15 protein-coding genes are annotated in these 15,753 nt (G+C 74.2%); 9 read left to right on the top strand and 6 right to left on the bottom strand.

Annotated features, from left to right (window positions below; all coding sequences use genetic code 11):
- Positions 1-180: 180 nt before the first annotated feature.
- Positions 181-1,383 (bottom strand): sensor histidine kinase, encoded by a 1,203-nt coding sequence (locus HS045_RS05135; protein ID WP_196450001.1) that lies wholly within the window; start codon positions 1,381-1,383, stop codon positions 181-183.
- A 71-nt stretch (positions 1,384-1,454) separates the two neighbouring features.
- A complete protein-coding gene (locus HS045_RS05130; protein WP_196450000.1) occupies positions 1,455-2,171 on the bottom strand; it encodes an ABC transporter permease in 717 nt (238 codons plus the stop codon).
- A gap of 143 nt (positions 2,172-2,314) precedes the next feature.
- Here HS045_RS05130 and HS045_RS05125 point away from each other — a divergent pair, with 143 nt between their 5' ends.
- On the top strand, positions 2,315-3,514 hold the full coding sequence (locus HS045_RS05125; RefSeq protein ID WP_196449999.1) for an RNA-guided endonuclease TnpB family protein: 1,200 nt from the start codon (positions 2,315-2,317) through the stop codon (positions 3,512-3,514).
- A gap of 19 nt (positions 3,515-3,533) precedes the next feature.
- On the opposite strand, the gene HS045_RS05120 is transcribed toward HS045_RS05125, so the two are convergent.
- The 4 genes from HS045_RS05120 to coaA form a co-directional block, all read right to left on the bottom strand.
- A complete protein-coding gene (locus HS045_RS05120) occupies positions 3,534-4,448 on the bottom strand; it encodes an ABC transporter ATP-binding protein (protein WP_196449998.1) in 915 nt (304 codons plus the stop codon).
- On the bottom strand, positions 4,445-5,353 hold the full coding sequence (locus HS045_RS05115) for an ABC transporter permease (RefSeq protein WP_196449997.1): 909 nt from the start codon (positions 5,351-5,353) through the stop codon (positions 4,445-4,447). Before HS045_RS05115 ends, HS045_RS05120 begins: the two co-directional genes overlap by 4 nt.
- Positions 5,346-6,251, bottom strand: coding sequence for an ABC transporter ATP-binding protein (locus HS045_RS05110; RefSeq protein WP_196449996.1), 906 nt, complete (start codon positions 6,249-6,251; stop codon positions 5,346-5,348). The genes HS045_RS05115 and HS045_RS05110 overlap by 8 nt, the downstream gene beginning before the upstream one ends.
- Positions 6,252-6,348: 97 nt before the next feature.
- Positions 6,349-7,284 (bottom strand): type I pantothenate kinase, encoded by a 936-nt coding sequence (gene coaA, locus HS045_RS05105; protein ID WP_196449995.1) that lies wholly within the window; start codon positions 7,282-7,284, stop codon positions 6,349-6,351.
- Positions 7,285-7,439: 155 nt separating this feature from the next.
- Between coaA and HS045_RS05100 the strand changes: the two genes are divergently transcribed.
- The 8 genes from HS045_RS05100 (at position 7,440) to alr (ending at position 15,748) form a co-directional block, all read left to right on the top strand.
- Positions 7,440-8,855 (top strand): PhoX family phosphatase, encoded by a 1,416-nt coding sequence (locus tag HS045_RS05100; protein ID WP_196449994.1) that lies wholly within the window; start codon positions 7,440-7,442, stop codon positions 8,853-8,855.
- A 136-nt stretch (positions 8,856-8,991) separates the two neighbouring features.
- On the top strand, positions 8,992-9,459 hold the full coding sequence (locus HS045_RS05095) for a hemerythrin domain-containing protein (RefSeq protein WP_230883441.1): 468 nt from the start codon (positions 8,992-8,994) through the stop codon (positions 9,457-9,459).
- Positions 9,460-9,966: 507 nt separating this feature from the next.
- Positions 9,967-10,527, top strand: a complete 561-nt coding sequence (gene epsC / locus HS045_RS05090) for a serine O-acetyltransferase EpsC (RefSeq protein ID WP_196449993.1) — start codon at positions 9,967-9,969, stop codon at positions 10,525-10,527.
- A gap of 23 nt (positions 10,528-10,550) precedes the next feature.
- The gene (gene cysK / locus HS045_RS05085) at positions 10,551-11,474 is read left to right on the top strand and encodes a cysteine synthase A (protein ID WP_196449992.1); all 924 of its coding nucleotides are present in this window, start codon (positions 10,551-10,553) and stop codon (positions 11,472-11,474) included.
- A 122-nt stretch (positions 11,475-11,596) separates the two neighbouring features.
- Positions 11,597-12,406 carry a DUF2249 domain-containing protein gene (locus tag HS045_RS05080; protein ID WP_196449991.1) on the top strand — a complete coding sequence of 270 codons (810 nt, stop codon included), beginning with the start codon at positions 11,597-11,599 and terminating at the stop codon, positions 12,404-12,406.
- 189 nt (positions 12,407-12,595) lie between these two features.
- Positions 12,596-12,955, top strand: coding sequence for a holo-ACP synthase (locus HS045_RS05075; RefSeq protein ID WP_196449990.1), 360 nt, complete (start codon positions 12,596-12,598; stop codon positions 12,953-12,955).
- 10 nt (positions 12,956-12,965) lie between these two features.
- Complete coding sequence (locus HS045_RS05070; protein WP_196449989.1) at positions 12,966-14,624, top strand: NAD(P)H-hydrate dehydratase; 1,659 nt, start codon at positions 12,966-12,968, stop codon at positions 14,622-14,624.
- Positions 14,621-15,748, top strand: a complete 1,128-nt coding sequence (alr, locus tag HS045_RS05065) for an alanine racemase (protein WP_230883440.1) — start codon at positions 14,621-14,623, stop codon at positions 15,746-15,748. The genes HS045_RS05070 and alr overlap by 4 nt, the downstream gene beginning before the upstream one ends.
- Positions 15,749-15,753 lie beyond the last annotated feature (5 nt).

Here is a 15,753-nt window from a genome sequence, read left to right as displayed (position 1 = left end):
GATACGTCCCCTGCGGCCCGCGCCCGGTGCGCGGGCCGTACGCGTTGTCCGGGACCCGCGCCCGGTGCGCGGGCCGTACGCGTTCCCTGCGCGCCGTACCCCGTGCACGATCCGGGGGGGCGAGCCTCCGGAGCGCTACGGCCGACCGCCGACCGCCGTCGCGGGATGCGCGGACGGGCGTCACGGGGCCGCGGAGCGCTCTTCCTCGGGGAGCGGCGTCAGCGGGAACGCCGCCACGACCTCGAAGCCGCCGCCGGGCCGGGGACCGTGGCCGATGGTCCCCCGGTACAGCCTGACGCGTTCGGCCATGCCGATCAGACCGTGCCCGCGGGGCGCGCCGGGCCGGGCGGCCGGGCGGCCGTCGTCGGCGACGCGCACCGTCAGCTCGTCCGCGCGGTAGGCCAGGGTCACCTCGGCGCGTGCGGGACCGGCGTGCTTGAGCACGTTGGTGAGGCATTCCTGGACGATCCGGTAGACGCACAGATCCAGTCCCGGCGGCAGGGGCTGCGGCGTGCCGGTGATCCGCATCTCCACCGGCACGCCGGCGGTCCCCAGTCGCTCGACGAGCGGGCCCAGCCGCTCGACTCCGGGCGTGAAGGCGTACGTCTCCTCGGCGCCGTCGCCGTCCCCGTCGAGGCGGAGCAGCGACAGCAGCCGGCGCAGTTCCGCCATGGCCTCGCGGCCGGTGTCGGCGATCGTGGTCAGCGTCTCCCGGGCCGTCCGGGGGTCGGAGTCCACGACGTAGGCGCCGAGCCCGGCCTGCACCGACATCACCGAGATGTGGTGGGCCACGATGTCGTGCAGTTCACGGGCGATCCGCACCCGCTCCCGGGTGACCGCCCGCCGCTCGCGGTCCTCCTGCTCCTGCCGGAGCTGCTCGGTCAGCTCGGCCAGGCGCCGGTTGCGGTCGGCGAGCCTGCGGTTGCCCAGCCCGAACGCGCAGGTGGCCACGGTGAAGGCCAGGCCCTGGGCGGTGTTGAGCAGCACCGCGCCGCCTGAGGCCATGACCGCGGCCCACCACCACAGCGCCGTCGCCAGGCCCGCCCCGGCGAGGATGGCCGGCAGCGGGCGCTGGACGGCGACGGTGTAGAGGGCGAACAGGCAGGAGAAGTTGTTCGCGCTGGGCTGGTAGCCCAGCGCGTGGTGGACCGCCGAGGCGGCGGCGCAGACGAGGACCACGAGCAGCGGGGTCCGCCGGCGCACGGCGACGGGGAGGTTGGCCGCGCAGGTCAGCGCGGCCGAGACCGCGTCCGGCTCCCGCCACCCGCCGCTGCGGTCGTTCGCCTGCCACACCAGGGTGAACGCGGTGAGCGCGACGGCGAGCACCGCGTCCACCGCGTGGGGGTTCGTCCTGCCCGCCAGTGCCGCCATCGTCGCGCGCATCTGCGCATGCTAACCAAACCCGGGCCGGCCGCCCTCCCCGGGCGGCGGGCCGGCCGGGGAGGGCGCGGGGCTCACTCGTCGCCGGTGAGCGAGAAGCTCCGCAGGCGCCGGCCCGCCCAGACGACGGCCCCGACCGTGACGAGCAGCAGGGCCGGTACGGCGAAGCCGAGCGTGATCTCGGTGCGGAGGAAGGCGGACGACGAGACCTGGTCGGCGACCGTCTGGGCCCACTGCTGGATGGAGAACCGGCGGGCGCCGGGAACGAAGTTGCCCACCACGCCCTCCCAGATCACCGCGTAGGCGATGCCGATCGTGACGGCGTGCCGGGTGACCGTGCCCAGCAGCATGAAGACCGCCGCGTAGGCGAGGCCCCCGATCAGGGCGCCCAGCGCGAAGCCCGACGCCACCCCGGACTCCAGCCCGACCAGCAGGTAGGCGGCGGCGAAGGTCGGCACGGAGGCGAAGACGGCGACGATCGAGGCGGCGACCAGGAACTTGGTCTGCGCGATCACCGGCCGGGAGATCGGCTTGGCCAGCAGGTGGACGACCGTCCCGTCCTCGATCTCCGGGGCGATCACGCCGGTGCCCGCGATCAGTCCCAGCAGCGGCAGCATGGTGCCGACGGCGAAGGTCTGCAGGAGCATGACCGCGGCCCGCTCGCCGCCGGCGTCGACCACGCGCAGCAGGACGGCCAGGGCGAGCAGCACTACGGGCAGCAGGACGAGCAGCCAGACCCGGCGGCGGCCGAGCAGCGCCCGGTAGGAGATCTCGGCGATGACGCCGTTCATCGAATTTCCTTTCGCGGGAAACCCCGGGTTTCAGCCCCGGGGAGAAAAGCGAACCGGCCGCGTAGCGGCATCGGGAACGTCAGGCCGCCGCCAAGACGGAATGACATTAAGCAGGAACACCGGCTCCTGCTAAGATCTTGGGTGTGAGAACGGCGTACAAGTGTCGGGCCTACCCGACTCCCGAACAGGCGGCGATGCTCAGCCGCACGTTCGGCTGCGTGCGCGTGGTGTGGAACCAGACCCTCGCCTGGCGGCACCGCCGCTGGCACGCCGAGCAGGAATCCACGAACGTGCCGCAGGCCAACGCCTTCCTCACCCAGCTCAAACGCACCGAGGAGTTCGCCTGGCTGAACGAGGTGTCCTCGGTTCCGCTGCAACAGGTGCTGCGCACCCAGCAGCGGGCGTTCGTCAACTTCTTCGAGGGCCGCGCCCGCTACCCGCGCTTCAAGTCCCGGACCGGTCGTCAGAGCGCCGAATACACCCGCAGCGGGTTCCGTTGGCGCGATGGCCGTCTGTGGCTGGCGAAGACGGACACACCGCTGAAGTTCGTGTGGTCGTGGCCGGACGTGGACCCGGCCACGATCACCCCCTCCACCGTGACGGTGTCCCGTGACCCGGACGGGCGCTGGTACGTCTCCCTCGCCGTGGACGTGGCCGACCCCGAGCAGACCCCGGCGACCGGGACCGCGGTCGGCGTGGATCTCGGGGTGAAGGACTTCGCCGTCACCAGCGACGGCGAGAAGATCGCCAACCCGCGTCACCTGGAGCGCAAGGCCCGCAACCTGGCCCGCTACCAGCGGCGCATGGCCCGCAAACAGCGCGGCAGCGCGAACCGGGCCAAGGCCAGGGCCAAGATCGCACGGGCACATCGCAAGGTCCGCGACGCCCGCCGGGATTTCCTTCACAAGACCAGCACGCGACTGGTCCGCGACCACGACGTGATCGTGATCGAAGACCTGGCCGTGAAGAACATGGTCCGCAACCGGTCCCTGGCCCGGACCATCTCCGACTGCGGGTGGGGCGAGTTCCGCCGCCTGCTGGAGTACAAGACGACCCGGTACGGCCGCCACCTGATCGTGATCGACCGCTGGTACCCCTCCAGCAAGACGTGCAGCGCGTGCGGGCACCTGCTTGCCGCGCTCTCGCTCAACACCCGGCACTGGACGTGCCCGGGTTGCGGCACCCGGCATGACCGGGACGTCAACGCCGCGAAGAACATCCTGGCGGCAGGTCTTGCCGTGTCCGCCTGTGGAGCTGACGTGAGACACCCCGGGTCTTCCCGGGTGCGGTCGGCTGTGAAGCAGGAAACCCAACCCGCGAGGGGTGGAATCCCCCGGCTTTAGCCGTGGGGAGAAAGTCAAGTCAGCTGCTCCTGTTGATCAGGTAGGAGAAGACGCTCTCCAGGTCTTCGTCGGCGGGGGAGATCTGCCAGAGCCGCACGTCCGCGTCCCGCGCCAGGCGGGGCAGCAGCCGGGTGAAGCGCCGGAAGTCCACCGCGCGGACCTCCAGTCCCGTCTCGGTGAGGGAGACGGACCCGGCGGAGGCGTCGGCGATCAGGACCGAGGCCAGGCGGCGGTCGTCGCTGGAGCGGACCCGGAACAGGTGCGGCCGGTCGGTCATCCGGCGGCGGATCTCGCGGAAGTCGCCGGAGGCGGCGTGCCGGCCGGCGACCAGGACCTCGATGTGCTGGGCGACGCGCTCCACCTCCTCCAGGATGTGCGAGCTGAACAGGATGGTCCTGCCCTCGGCCCCCATGGAGCGGACCAGGTCCATCAGGTGCATGCGCTGGCGCGGGTCCATGCCGTTGAACGGCTCGTCCAGCAGGAGCACCTTCGGGTCGTGCACCAGCGCCGCGGCGACCTTCACCCGCTGGCGCATACCCTTGGAGTAGGTCTCGATCCTGCGGTCGGCGGCGGCCTCCATCTCGACCAGCGCCAGCGCCTTGCCCGCGGCGCCCTCCGGGTCGGGCAGGCGGTGGAGCCTGGCGCTGGAGAGCACGAACTGCCGGCCGGTGAGGAAGCCGTAGACGGCCTCGCGCTCGGGGACCAGGCCGATCGAGCGGTAGATCTCGTGGTTGCGCCAGACCGTGGTGCCGTCGAGGGTCACGGTCCCGCCCGAGGGGGCGAGGAAGCCGGCCATCATGTGCAGCAGGGTGGACTTGCCCGCGCCGTTGGGGCCGAGCAGGCCGGTGACACCGGGGCCGATGGTCATGGTGACGTCGTTGACCGCCACCACGTTGCCGTACCAGCGGGAGACCTGGGCCAGTTCGAGGTTCATCGCGAGGCCGCCTTCCGGTAGCGGATGACCAGGGCGGTCACCGAGAGTGCGATCAGCCCGAGCATGATCGTGATCGCGGCGGGCACGCCGATCCCGGTCGGGTAGGCGCCGGGGCCGGAGGGCTCGGCGCCGAAGATCCCGACCTGGACGGCCGCGTCCACGAGGAAGAACGGGTTGATCAGCCAGGCCCAGGCGGCGGCGTCGTAGTGGTTGGTCGCCTCCATCGTCGCGGCGACGACGCCCGAGACGCCGGAGGCGAGCAGGTAGAGCGAGATGACCGCGGCGACGCCGAGGCCGCGCCGGGGGGTGAACGAGGCGACCGCCACCCCGATGCAGGCCAGCAGCACCGCGTTGCCGACCGCGCCCGCCATGCTCGCCAGGTACTCGGCGGTGCGCGGGGGACCGGGCATGTCCACGACCAGTTCCCCGATGAACAGCGTGGTCAGCGGCACGGCCTGCAGCAGGAGCATCGCGACCGTCATCGCCGCCAGCTTCGCCCCGACGTAGTCGCGGAGCGTCACCGGGCGTGACAGGTAGAGCGGCAGCACGCGGAAGCGCAGGTCGGGCGCGACGGTGTACGGCGCCTGCGCGGCGAGGAAGATCGCGAGTACGGCCTGCATGATGACCGCGTACTCGGTGTAGCCGGTGGCCCGCTGCTGGATCGCGGCCATGGCCGCGATGGAGACCACGGCCGGCAGCATCATGACGCCCGCCAGCAGGAAGGGGATGATCTTCGCGCGGGCCGGGCGGCCGAGGCCGAAGACCCCGCGCAGGGTGTGCACCGCCAGGGCCGCGGCGGCGGGCCCGCGCCCGGTGCGCGGACCGTCGTAGTGGCGGTACCCGATGTCGTGGATGACGCCCGCGGGGGCGCCGGGGCTCGGGGTCGCGGGGGACGGGTCAGACATCGGCGGGCTCCTTGAAGACGTCCTCGATGCGCTGGCGGCCCTGCTCCATGCGGATGAGGCAGAGGTCGAGGTCGCAGACGGCGTCGCGGAGCGTGTCGTAGGTCTGCGGGGCGCGCACCTCGACCAGGAGCGTGCGGCCCGCGGCGGTGACGGTCTCACCCCGTTCGGCCAGGCGCGCGGCGAGCGCGTCCCGGCCCTCCTCGACCTCGACCGTGACGGTCTGCGTGGACTGGGTGAACTCGGAGATGGCGGAGGAGCGCAGCAGCGTGCCGCCGTCGATGACGATGACGTGGTCGCAGATCCGCTCCAGCTCGCCGAGGAGGTGGGAGGTGACCAGCACGCTGATCCCGAACTCGGTGCCGATCCGGCGGATCAGGGCGAGCATCTCGTCGCGGCCCTGCGGGTCGAGCCCGTTGGTGGGCTCGTCCAGGAAGACCAGCTTCGGGTCGTGCACGAGGGCCTGGGCCAGCTTGACCCGCTGCTTCATGCCGGTGGAGTAGCCGCCCATCGCGCGGTAGCGCTCCTCGTACAGTCCCACGTGGCGCAGCACGTCGGCGGCGCGCTCGCGGGCGGCGGTGCGCGGCAGCCCGGACATCCGGGCCAGGTGCACGGTGAACTCGGTGGCCGACAGGTCGGGGGGCAGGCAGTCGTGCTCGGGCATGTAGCCCACGACCCGGCGGATCTCGGCGCCCTGCGCCGTCACGTCCATGCCGAGCACCTGCGCGGTCCCCTCGGAGGGTTCGAGCAGGCCCAGCAGGATCTTGATGAGCGTGGACTTGCCCGCGCCGTTGGCGCCGACCAGTCCGGTCACCCCGGGGCCGACGGCGACGGTGAGCCGGTCGAGTGCCGTCACCCGGGGGAACCGCCTGCTGAGCCCCTTGGTGGCGAGGATAGTCATGATCGGACACTATCGACCGGGGGAGCCTTCCGCCTCGGCCGTCCGGACGACCCGCCCCTCGTCCGTAGGTCAGGGGGAACCCTGACGCGGGCCGGGGTCAGACGCGGCGCAGCCGTACCCGGCGGATCGAGTGGTCGGCGCCCTTGCGGAGCACGAGGCCGGCGCGGCCCCGGGTGGGGGCGATGTTCTCGACGAGGTTGCGCTCGTTGATGTCGCGCCAGACGTCCCTGGCGAACGCCGTGGCCTCCTCGTCCGACATCTCGGCCAGGTGCCGGAAGTAGGACTTGGGGTCCTCGAAGGCGGTGCGGCGGAGCTTGTGGAACCGGTCGACGTACCAGTCGCGGATGTGCTCGACCTTGGCGTCCACGTAGATCGAGAAGTCGAAGTAGTCGTTGACCGCCAGCGCGGTCGGCGGGGCGGGCTGCAGGACGTTGAGGCCCTCGACGATGAGGATGTCCGGCCGGCGCACGGTCTGCGCGGCGCCCGGCACGATGTCGTACTCCAGGTGGCTGTAGACCGGCGCGGTCACCTCGGGCAGCCCCGCCTTGACGTCGGCGACGAACCGGACCAGGGCCCGCCGGTCGTAGCTCTCCGGGAAGCCCTTGCGGTGCATGATGTCGCGCTCGGCGAGGACCCTGTTCGGGTACAGGAAGCTGTCGGTGGTGATCAGCTCGACCCGGGGGTGCTCGGGCCAGCGGGCCAGCAGGGTGTGCAGGAGCCGGGCGGTGGTGGACTTGCCGACCGCGACGCTCCCGGCGATGCCGAGGATGTACGGCGCGGGCTCCCGCCCGGCGCCGAGGAAGGTGCTGACCGCCGCGTTGCGCTGCCGGGCGCCGGTGAAGTGCAGGTTGAGCAGCCGGGTCAGCGGCAGGTAGACGTCGGTCACCTCGGCCAGGTCGATCGGGTCGTCGACGCCCCGGAGCTCCTCCAGCTCGCCCTCGGTGAGCGTGAGGGGAGTGTTCTTGCGGAGCTCGCTCCACTGCTCCCGGCTCAGCTCCACGTACGGCACGGCCGCGTCCCACCCAACTGCCATAGCCCGCAAGCCTACTGACCGGTCGGATGCGCCTCGCCGCCGGGCTCCGCCGGGGTTTCCGGCCGGGCCCGGCCGATTGTCGAGATGTGCTCTATGACTGATCGACAACTCGTGATTAACGTGTCGTGAACCTTTCGAACGCAAGGAGTCGCGTCATGGACCGTCGTCGTTTCCTCGCAGGGTCGGCAGCACTCACCGCGGCCGGGGTGGCCGGCCCGTTCGCCGGGGTCGCCCGGGCCGGGCGGAGCGGGGAACTCCGCCGCGCGGGGGGGTACGGGCCGTTGACCCCGGTCCCCGACGAGCGGGACGGCGTGGTCCGGCTGCACCTGCCGGAGGGGTTCCGGTACCGCTCGTTCAACCCGGCGGGCGAGGCGTTCACCGACGGCACGGTCACCCCCGGCAAGCACGACGGCATGGCCGCGTTCCGGGGGCCGCGCGGGACCGCGATCCTGATCCGCAACCATGAGGTCAACGGTCCCGTCGGCGCGTTCGGCGATCCGGCGAAGGCCTACGACCCGGCGGCCGGCGGGGGTACGGCGACGCTCCAGGTCACCGGCGACGGCCGGGTGCTCCGGTCCGGGCCCAGCCTGACCGGCACCCAGATGAACTGCTCCGGCGGGCCGATGCCCTGGGGCGCCTGGGTGAGCTGCGAGGAGACCGTGAACGGGCCGGACGTCGGAAACGACCACACCGGTCAGGACAACGGCAGGCTCCAGCGCAGGCACGGCTACATCTTCGAGGTCCCCCTCGACGGCCGGGCGGGCGGGCCGATCCGGAGCGCCGGGCGGTTCTCGCACGAGTCGGCCGCGTTCGACCCGTCGAGCGGGGCGATCTACCTCACCGAGGACAACTTCGCCTTCGCCTCGGGCTTCTACCGCTACCTGCCGCCGCAGAACCCGTTGCGCGCCGGGCGGATCCTGGACGGCGGCCGGTTGCAGATGCTCGCCGTACGGGGTGAGCCGGGCAAGGACCTCTCGCTCGGCCAGCCCGCCGGCGCCACCTACCAGACGGCCTGGGTGGACATCGAGGACCCCGATCCGGAGTTCACCGGCACGCCGGGCTACGAGATCGCGATGCAGGCCGTCGGGAGCCAGGGCCGGGCCGGGGGCGCGGCGCTGTTCTCCCGGCTGGAGGGGGCGGTCCACCACCACGGCACGATCTACTTCGTCTCCACCCAGGGCGGCGCGACCGCCCCCGGGGACACCCCGCCCGACGGGTTCGGCAAGGGGCGGGGGCAGGTCTGGGCGTACGAGACGTGGAGCGGCCTGCTGCGGCTGGTCTACGAGTCCCCCGGTTCGGTCGTCCTCGACCTCCCCGACAACGTCACCACCAGTCCCCGGGGGACCCTGGTGCTGTGCGAGGACGGGGGCGAGGGCAACTACCTGCGCGGCCTGACCCGGCACGGCGGGATCTTCGACTTCGCCCTGCTGGCCCCCGTCGCGGGGGACTCCGGCGCCGAGTTCGCCGGCTCCACCTTCGGTCCCGGCGGCCGCACCCTCTACGTCAACGTGCAGTCCTCCCGGGGCGCCAGCTTCGCGATCTGGGGCCCCTGGCAGCGCGGCGGGTTCTAGGGTCCGACGCGCCGCCCGCCGGGGCGGCGGGCGGCGGCGGGCGGCGGCGGGCGCAGAGTGGACCAACGGCCCTAGCGGTGCGGGACCGCCTCCTCTGCCGGGGCGGGGGCCGCGGCGGGCATCCTGGAGCGACACGTTGGAACCGAGGGGCCACACCATGTGCAACTACTGCGGCTGCCGGGACTTCCCGCTGATCGGCAGGCTCTCCCAGGAGCACTGGGAGATCGAGGAGACCGCCGGGGCGCTGCGCCGGGCGATCAACGAGAGCCGGTACGGCGACGCGGGGACGCTCCTCGACGAGCTGCTCGCCCAGCTGCTCCCGCACACCGCGACCGAGGAGAGCGGACTCTTCGCCGAGCTGCGCGAAGAGGGGTCGCTGGCGGAGGAGGTGGACCGGCTCTGCGCCGAGCACGACGACATCCACGGGGTGTTCGGCGGGATCGACCGGCAGGACCCGGACTGGGCCGTCGTGCTGGAGGCGATCGGGAAGCTGCACCACCACATCGACCGCGAGGAGCACGGACTGTTCCCCGCGTCGATCATCATGTTGCCGATCGCGGCCTGGGACCGCATCACCCCTGAGCCGTCCGTCTCCGGAGGCTGAGCCGCCCGCAGGGCGCCCGATCCCCGGCGGGGGCTCGGTCCCCGGGAGGTGCACGGTCGTCCCCGCCCCTGAGGACCGTGCACTCCCCGGAGACCGAGCCCCCGCCGGCGCGGCGGGAGGGACCGGGGCGGCCGGAAGGCCGGGATGGGCGGGCGACAGGAATGTGCGGGAACGGGTGGACATGAGCGGGGCAAGGCCGTGAGACCGGCGTGAGGCGTCAGCAGGGTCGCAAGGCCGTGAGACCAGGGCCGAAAGTCCTTCGGCGGGGTGACCTGTGCCGGTTCCGCCGACGCGCCGGCGCACCTAGCGTTTCAGGCATGTCCGATACGCGTCCGCTCCGCAGCCTGGCCGGTTCGCGGTTCGCGACGCCCATGACCGGCTTCCACGTCCGCAGCGTCTTCGACGAGCGGTGTCCCGCGGCCTGACGCCGCACCCTCCGGTGCCGGCCGGTCCCTTCCCGGCCGGTCGGCGCCGCCCACCGCCGAACCTCGCCGAGGACGCCCCGCCATGCTCGAAGACCTCCGTGCGGCCTGCCGCCGCGATCCCGCCCTGTACGGTCCACGCGCCGTCGAGGCCGTGCTCTACCCGGGACTGTGGGCGGTGTGGGTCCACCGCCTCTCCCACCGGCTGCACCGCCGCGGCGTGCCCTTCGCGCCCCGTCTGGTCTCGCAGCTCGCCCGCGCCCTGACCGGCGTCGAGATCCATCCCGGCGCGCGCATCGGACGCCGGCTGTTCATCGACCACGGGGCCGGGGTCGTCATCGGCGAGACCGCGGTGATCGGCGACGACGTCACGCTCTACCACCGGGTCACCCTCGGCGGCCGGGGGTTCCGGTCCGACGGCAAGGGCGCCGCCCGCCACCCGGTCCTCGGCGACCGGGTCACCGTGGGGGTGGGCGCCTCGGTCCTGGGCCGCGTGCACGTCGGCGACGACGCGGTGATCGGCGCCCACGCCCTGGTCCTGGGGGACGTGCCCGCCGGGGCCCGGGTGTCGGCCCCGCCGTCCGTCGTCGCCGCTCCCGCCGACGGCGTCGCCGTGCCCGCCGCCCGCCCCGCGCCCCTCCCGTAGCCGACCACCAGGAGACGACTCCCATGACCGCGATCCACCCCGACGTCCTGTCCCTCATCGGCCGCACCCCGCTGGTACGGCTCTCGCGCTTCGGCGTCGACCTGCCCGGCCGCCTGGTCGCCAAGCTCGAATCCGCCAACCCCGGCGGCAGCGTCAAGGACCGCATCGCCCGGGCGATGATCGAGGCGGCCGAGGACGCGGGACACCTCGCCCCCGGCGGCCACCTCGTCGAGCCGACCAGCGGCAACACCGGGATCGGCCTGGCCATGGTGGCCGCGGCCAAGGGCTACCGGCTGACGCTCACCATGCCGGAGAGCATGAGCGTCGAGCGCCGGGCCCTGCTCGCGGCGTACGGCGCGGACCTGGTCCTCACCCCGGCCGCGGCCGGGATGAAGGGCGCGGTGGCCGAGGCGGCGCGGCTGGCGGCCGAGCACGGCTGGTTCATGCCGCAGCAGTTCGCCAACCCGGCCAATCCCGACGTGCACCTGCGCACCACGGCGCAGGAGATCTGGGCGGACACCGCCGGAGAGGTCGACGTGCTCGTCGCGGGCGTCGGCACCGGCGGCACCGTCACCGGGGTGGGCCGCTTCCTCAAGGAGAAGAAGCCGGGCGTGCACGTGGTCGCGGTCGAGCCCGCCGAGTCCCCGGTGCTGTCCGGCGGTACCGCGGCGCCGCACGGGATCCAGGGCCTGGGCGCCGGGTTCGTGCCCGAGGTGCTGGACACCGGGGTCTACGACGAGGTGGTCCGGGTCGGCGTGGACGCGGCCCGCGACGACGCCCGCCGGCTGGCCCGCACCGAGGGCATCCTCGCCGGGGTGTCCGGGGGCGCGGCGCTGAGCGCGGCCACCGCCCTCGCCGCCCGGCCCGAGAACGAGGGCCGACTGATCGTCGTGGTCCTCCCGGACACCGGGGAGCGCTACCTCAGCACCCCGCTGTTCACCCCGTAGCGGCGGGAGGCCGCCCGCCGACCGGCGGAGGGCCTCCCGGCCGCCGAAAGGCCCCGGGCCCACCCGGGAATCCGTACGCCCCCCGGCCTGCAGGCCGGAGGCGAGACAAGGAGCGCAGTCCGATGACCGATCCGACCGGTGAGGACCCGCAGGGCGCCGTGCTGGCGACGATCCGCGCCCACCACGACCAGCTCGGCCGGACGATGTCCGACCACACCGTGACCATCGCGCGCTCGGTCGACCGGCTGGCGTCGCCGACGGCCCGGCACGCGGTGCTGGTCGCCTTCTGCGTCGAGGAGGTGCTCCCGCACGCGGCGGCGGAGGAGGAGACGCTGTACCGCGTCGCGGCGGGCCTGCCCGAGACCGAGCTGCTGGTGCGGGCGATGAGCAGGGAGCACGTCGTCCTGACGGATCTGGTCGCCGAGCTGGAGAAGGCGAGCACCACGGGGGAGGTCGTGAGTGCCGCCGCGGCGCTGAACGCCCTGTTCCAGTCGCACCTGGAGAAGGAGAACGACATCCTGCTGCCGGCCCTCGCCGCCGCCGGGGTCGACCTCGCCGCCCTGCTCGACGGGATGCACGAGATCCTCGGCGAGCCCGCCCCCGAGCAGGGCTGCGGGTGCGGCGGCTGCGGGTGCGGCGCCCGCGAACCCGCGGCGGAGGAGGGCCCGGGCACCGTCGGGGACGCCGTGGGGGACGCCGTGGGGGATGCCGTCGGGGAACTGGACGTGCGCCGCCTGGTGCCGGCCCAGCGCCACGCGCAGATCTTCGCCACGTTCGCGGAGCTGCCGACGGGCGCCGCGTTCGTCCTGGTCAACGACCACGACCCCAAGCCCCTCTACTACCAGTTCGCCGCCGAGCACCCGGGCGAGTTCACCTGGGACTACGCCGAGTCCGGGCCGAGCGTGTGGCGGGTGCGCATCGGCCGCCCGTGACCGCCGGCGCCGCACGGCGGGCGGGTGCGCACCGGCCGCCCGTGACCGCCGGCGCCGCACGGCGGGCGGGTGCGCACCGGCCGCCCGCGAGCGCCGGCCCCGCACGGCGGGCGGGTGCGCACCGGCCGCCCGCGAGCGCCGGCCCCGCACGGCGGACGGCCGGGCGCGCACCCGCACTAGCCTGGGCGGATGATCGTGGGAATCGGCGTGGACGTCGTGGACGTGGCCAGGTTCGGGGCGACGCTGGAGCGGACGCCCGCGCTGCGGGCGCGGCTGTTCACCGAGCGGGAGCGCGGTCTGCGGCTGGAGTCCCTGGCCGCGCGGTTCGCGGCCAAGGAGGCCGTCGCCAAGGCGCTGGGGGCTCCGCCCGGCCTGCTGCACGCGGAGGCCGAGGTGGTGACCGGCGAGCACGGCCGCCCGGAGCTGCGGGTGACCGGCCGGGCCGCCGAGGTCGCCGTGGCCCTGGGCGTGGTCCGCTGGCACGTCTCGCTGACCCACGACGGCGGCGTCGCCGTCGCCTACGTGATCGCGGAGGGCCGGGCCCCGTAGATTGGGCGGAATGCGGACGGCATACACCTCTGACCAGATCAGGGCGGCCGAGGCGGCGCTGATGGCGGCGCTGCCCGAGGGTGCGCTGATGGAACGCGCGGCCGCCGGGCTGGCGGCGGTCTGCGCCCGGATGCTCGGCGGCACGGCCGGCCGGGTGTACGGCTCGCGCGTCGTGCTCCTGGTGGGCGGCGGCGACAACGGCGGCGACGCCCTGTACGCCGGGGCCCGGTTGGCGGCCCGCGGCGCGCGGGTGGACGCGGTCCTGGCCGGGTCACGGGCGCACCCGGCCGGGCTGGCGGCCCTGCGCCGGGCCGGGGGGCGGGTGCTCGACCTGCGGAGCGGTCCCGTGCCGGACGCCGGGGACGCCTCCGCGGGCGGTGCGGCCGTCCTGCAGGACACCGGCACCGGCACCGGCACCGTCCCACCCGGCACCGTCCCACCCGGCACCGGCACCGGCATCGGCACCGGCCCGTCGGACGGCCGGTTCGAGCGGGTCCGCGCGCTGACCGGGGCGGCGGACCTGGTCGTGGACGGACTGGTCGGCATCGGCGGGACGGGCGCGCTGCGGGAGCCGTACGCGACGCTGGCGCGGATCACCGCCGAGACCGTGAGCGCCTCCGGCGCCGTCGTCGCGGTGGACGTGCCGAGCGGGGTGGACGCGAGTGACGGGCGGGTCGGGGGCGAGGCGTTCCGGGCGGACGTCACGGTCACCTTCGGGGCGCTCAAGGCCGGGCTGCTGATCGACCCGGGCGCGGGGCACGCGGGCCGGGTGGAACAGGTCGACATCGGGCTGGGGCCGTACCTGCCGGACGCCGGCGTGACCGCGCCGACCGGTGCGGACGTCGCGCCGCTGCTGCCGAGGCCGGACGCCCGCTCCGACAAGTACCGCCGGGGGGTCGTGGGGATCGCGGCCGGGAGCCGCCGCTACACCGGGGCGGCGGTGCTGTGCGTGGGGGGCGCGGTCCGCGGCGGGGCCGGCATGGTCCGCTACGCGGGGGCCGCCGAGCCGGTGGCCGGGGTGCGGGCCCGCTGGCCGGAGGCGGTGGTCACCGAACTGGCGCCGGGCGAGGGGGTCGGCGGGGTGGGACGGGTGCAGGCGTGGGTGCTCGGGCCCGGCCTCGGCACGGACTCCGGCGCGTTCGCGCTGGCCCGCTCGGTGCTGGCGAGCGATCTGCCGGTGCTGGTGGACGCCGACGGCCTGACGCTGCTGGCCGAGGACCGGTCGCTGCTGCGGCGCGGGGCCCCGGTGCTGCTCACCCCGCACGCGGGCGAGCTGTCCCGGCTGCTGGGCGTGGACCGGGCGCGGATCGAGGCGCGGCGGCTGGAGCACGTACGGCGGGCCGCCGCGGAACTGGGCGCGACCGTGCTGCTGAAGGGCTCGACCACGCTGGTGGCGCAGGAGGGCCGGCCGGTCCGGGTCAACCCGACCGGCAGCCCCTGGCTGGCCACCGGCGGCACCGGCGACGTGCTGGCCGGGCTCGCGGGCGCGCTGCTGGCGGCCGGGCTGGACTGCTACGACGCGGCCACGTGCGCGGCGTACCTGCACGGCGTCGCCGGGCAGGACGGGCCGCTGGCCGCCGGGGACGTCGCCGAGGCGCTCCCGGGCGTGATCAGGCGGGTGGTGAACGGGCTCCGGCACCGGGACGGAGCTGCCAAACTGGAAGGATGAGCTTCCCGATGACCCCTGCCGAGGCGCGGGTGGACCTCTCGGCGATCCGGGCGAACACCGCGCTGCTGCGGAGCCGGGCGTCCGGCGCCCAGGTCATGGCCACGGTCAAGGCGGACGGGTACGGGCACGGCATGGCGGCCTGCGCGCGGGCGGCCCTGGAGGGCGGCGCCGACCGGCTCGGCACCGCCTCCGTGCGGGAGGCTCTGGCGCTGCGGGCCGCGGGCGTCGCCGCGCCGGTCCTGTCGTGGCTCATCCCGCCGGGGGAGCCGCTGGCCGAGGCCGTCGCCGGGGACGTGGAGCTGGCGGCGGGCGCGCCGTGGCTGGTGGACGAGATCGCGGAGGCGGCGGGCCGGGCCGGGCGTCCGGCCCGGGTGCACCTGAAGGCCGACACCGGCAACGGGCGCGGCGGGGCGACCGCCGCGGACTGGCCCGCGCTGCTGGACCGGGCGCTGGCCCGGCAGGCGGAGGGGACGGTGGAGATCACCGGTCTCTGGTCGCACCTCGCCTGCGCCGACGTCCCGGGACACCCGTCCGTCGCGGCCCAGCTCGACGCGTTCGACGAGGCGCTGGCCGTGGCGGAGAAGGCGGGGGCCGCGGGCTCGCACGTGATCCGGCACATCGCCAACTCCGCGGCGGCCCTGGCGCTCCCGCGGGCCCGTTACGACATGGTCCGGCCGGGCATCGCGCTCTACGGCCTGAGCCCCGTCCCGGAGCTGGGGGATTTCGGACTGCGTCCGGCGATGACGCTGGTGGCGCGGCTCGCGCTGGTCAAGCGGGTGCCTGAGGGTTCCGGAGTGTCCTATGGGCACCTTTATGTCACAGATTGTGAAACCACGCTTGGTCTGGTCCCCCTCGGGTATGCGGACGGCATCCCTCGGCACGCCACCAACCGGGCGGAGGTGCTCGCGGGAGGCCGCCGGCGGCGGATCGCCGGTCGGGTCTGCATGGACCAGTTCGTGATCGACGTGGGAGACGACCCGGTGACGGAGGGAGACGAGGTGGTCCTGTTCGGCGACGGTTCACGGGGTGAGCCGACCGTGCAGGAATGGGCGGATTCCCTCGGCACGATCACGTATGAGATCGTGACCGGGATCGGTTCACGCGTACCGCGCGTTTACCGGTAAAGGGG

It is taken from the genome of Planomonospora sp. ID82291 (assembly GCF_015711645.1).
In the GTDB taxonomy this organism is placed as follows: Bacteria; Actinomycetota; Actinomycetes; order Streptosporangiales; family Streptosporangiaceae; genus Planomonospora.
Note: the sequence above shows the minus strand (reverse complement) of the source record. Positions and strands in the feature narration are given on the sequence as shown.

Bases quoted from the DNA above. Each gene is read 5' to 3' on its own strand.
- HS045_RS05135 (WP_196450001.1), bottom strand. From the start codon at position 1,383: ATGCGCGCGACGATGGCGGCACTGGCGGGCAGGACGAACCCCCACGCG.
- HS045_RS05130 (WP_196450000.1), bottom strand. From the start codon at position 2,171: ATGAACGGCGTCATCGCCGAGATCTCCTACCGGGCGCTGCTCGGCCGC.
- HS045_RS05120 (WP_196449998.1), bottom strand. From the start codon at position 4,448: ATGAACCTCGAACTGGCCCAGGTCTCCCGCTGGTACGGCAACGTGGTG.
- HS045_RS05115 (WP_196449997.1), bottom strand. From the start codon at position 5,353: ATGTCTGACCCGTCCCCCGCGACCCCGAGCCCCGGCGCCCCCGCGGGC.
- HS045_RS05110 (WP_196449996.1), bottom strand. From the start codon at position 6,251: ATGACTATCCTCGCCACCAAGGGGCTCAGCAGGCGGTTCCCCCGGGTG.
- coaA (WP_196449995.1), bottom strand. From the start codon at position 7,284: ATGGCAGTTGGGTGGGACGCGGCCGTGCCGTACGTGGAGCTGAGCCGG.
- HS045_RS05100 (WP_196449994.1), top strand. From the start codon at position 7,440: ATGGACCGTCGTCGTTTCCTCGCAGGGTCGGCAGCACTCACCGCGGCC.
- epsC (WP_196449993.1), top strand. From the start codon at position 9,967: ATGCTCGAAGACCTCCGTGCGGCCTGCCGCCGCGATCCCGCCCTGTAC.
- cysK (WP_196449992.1), top strand. From the start codon at position 10,551: ATGACCGCGATCCACCCCGACGTCCTGTCCCTCATCGGCCGCACCCCG.
- HS045_RS05080 (WP_196449991.1), top strand. From the start codon at position 11,597: ATGACCGATCCGACCGGTGAGGACCCGCAGGGCGCCGTGCTGGCGACG.
- HS045_RS05075 (WP_196449990.1), top strand. From the start codon at position 12,596: ATGATCGTGGGAATCGGCGTGGACGTCGTGGACGTGGCCAGGTTCGGG.
- HS045_RS05070 (WP_196449989.1), top strand. From the start codon at position 12,966: ATGCGGACGGCATACACCTCTGACCAGATCAGGGCGGCCGAGGCGGCG.
- alr (WP_230883440.1), top strand. From the start codon at position 14,621: ATGAGCTTCCCGATGACCCCTGCCGAGGCGCGGGTGGACCTCTCGGCG.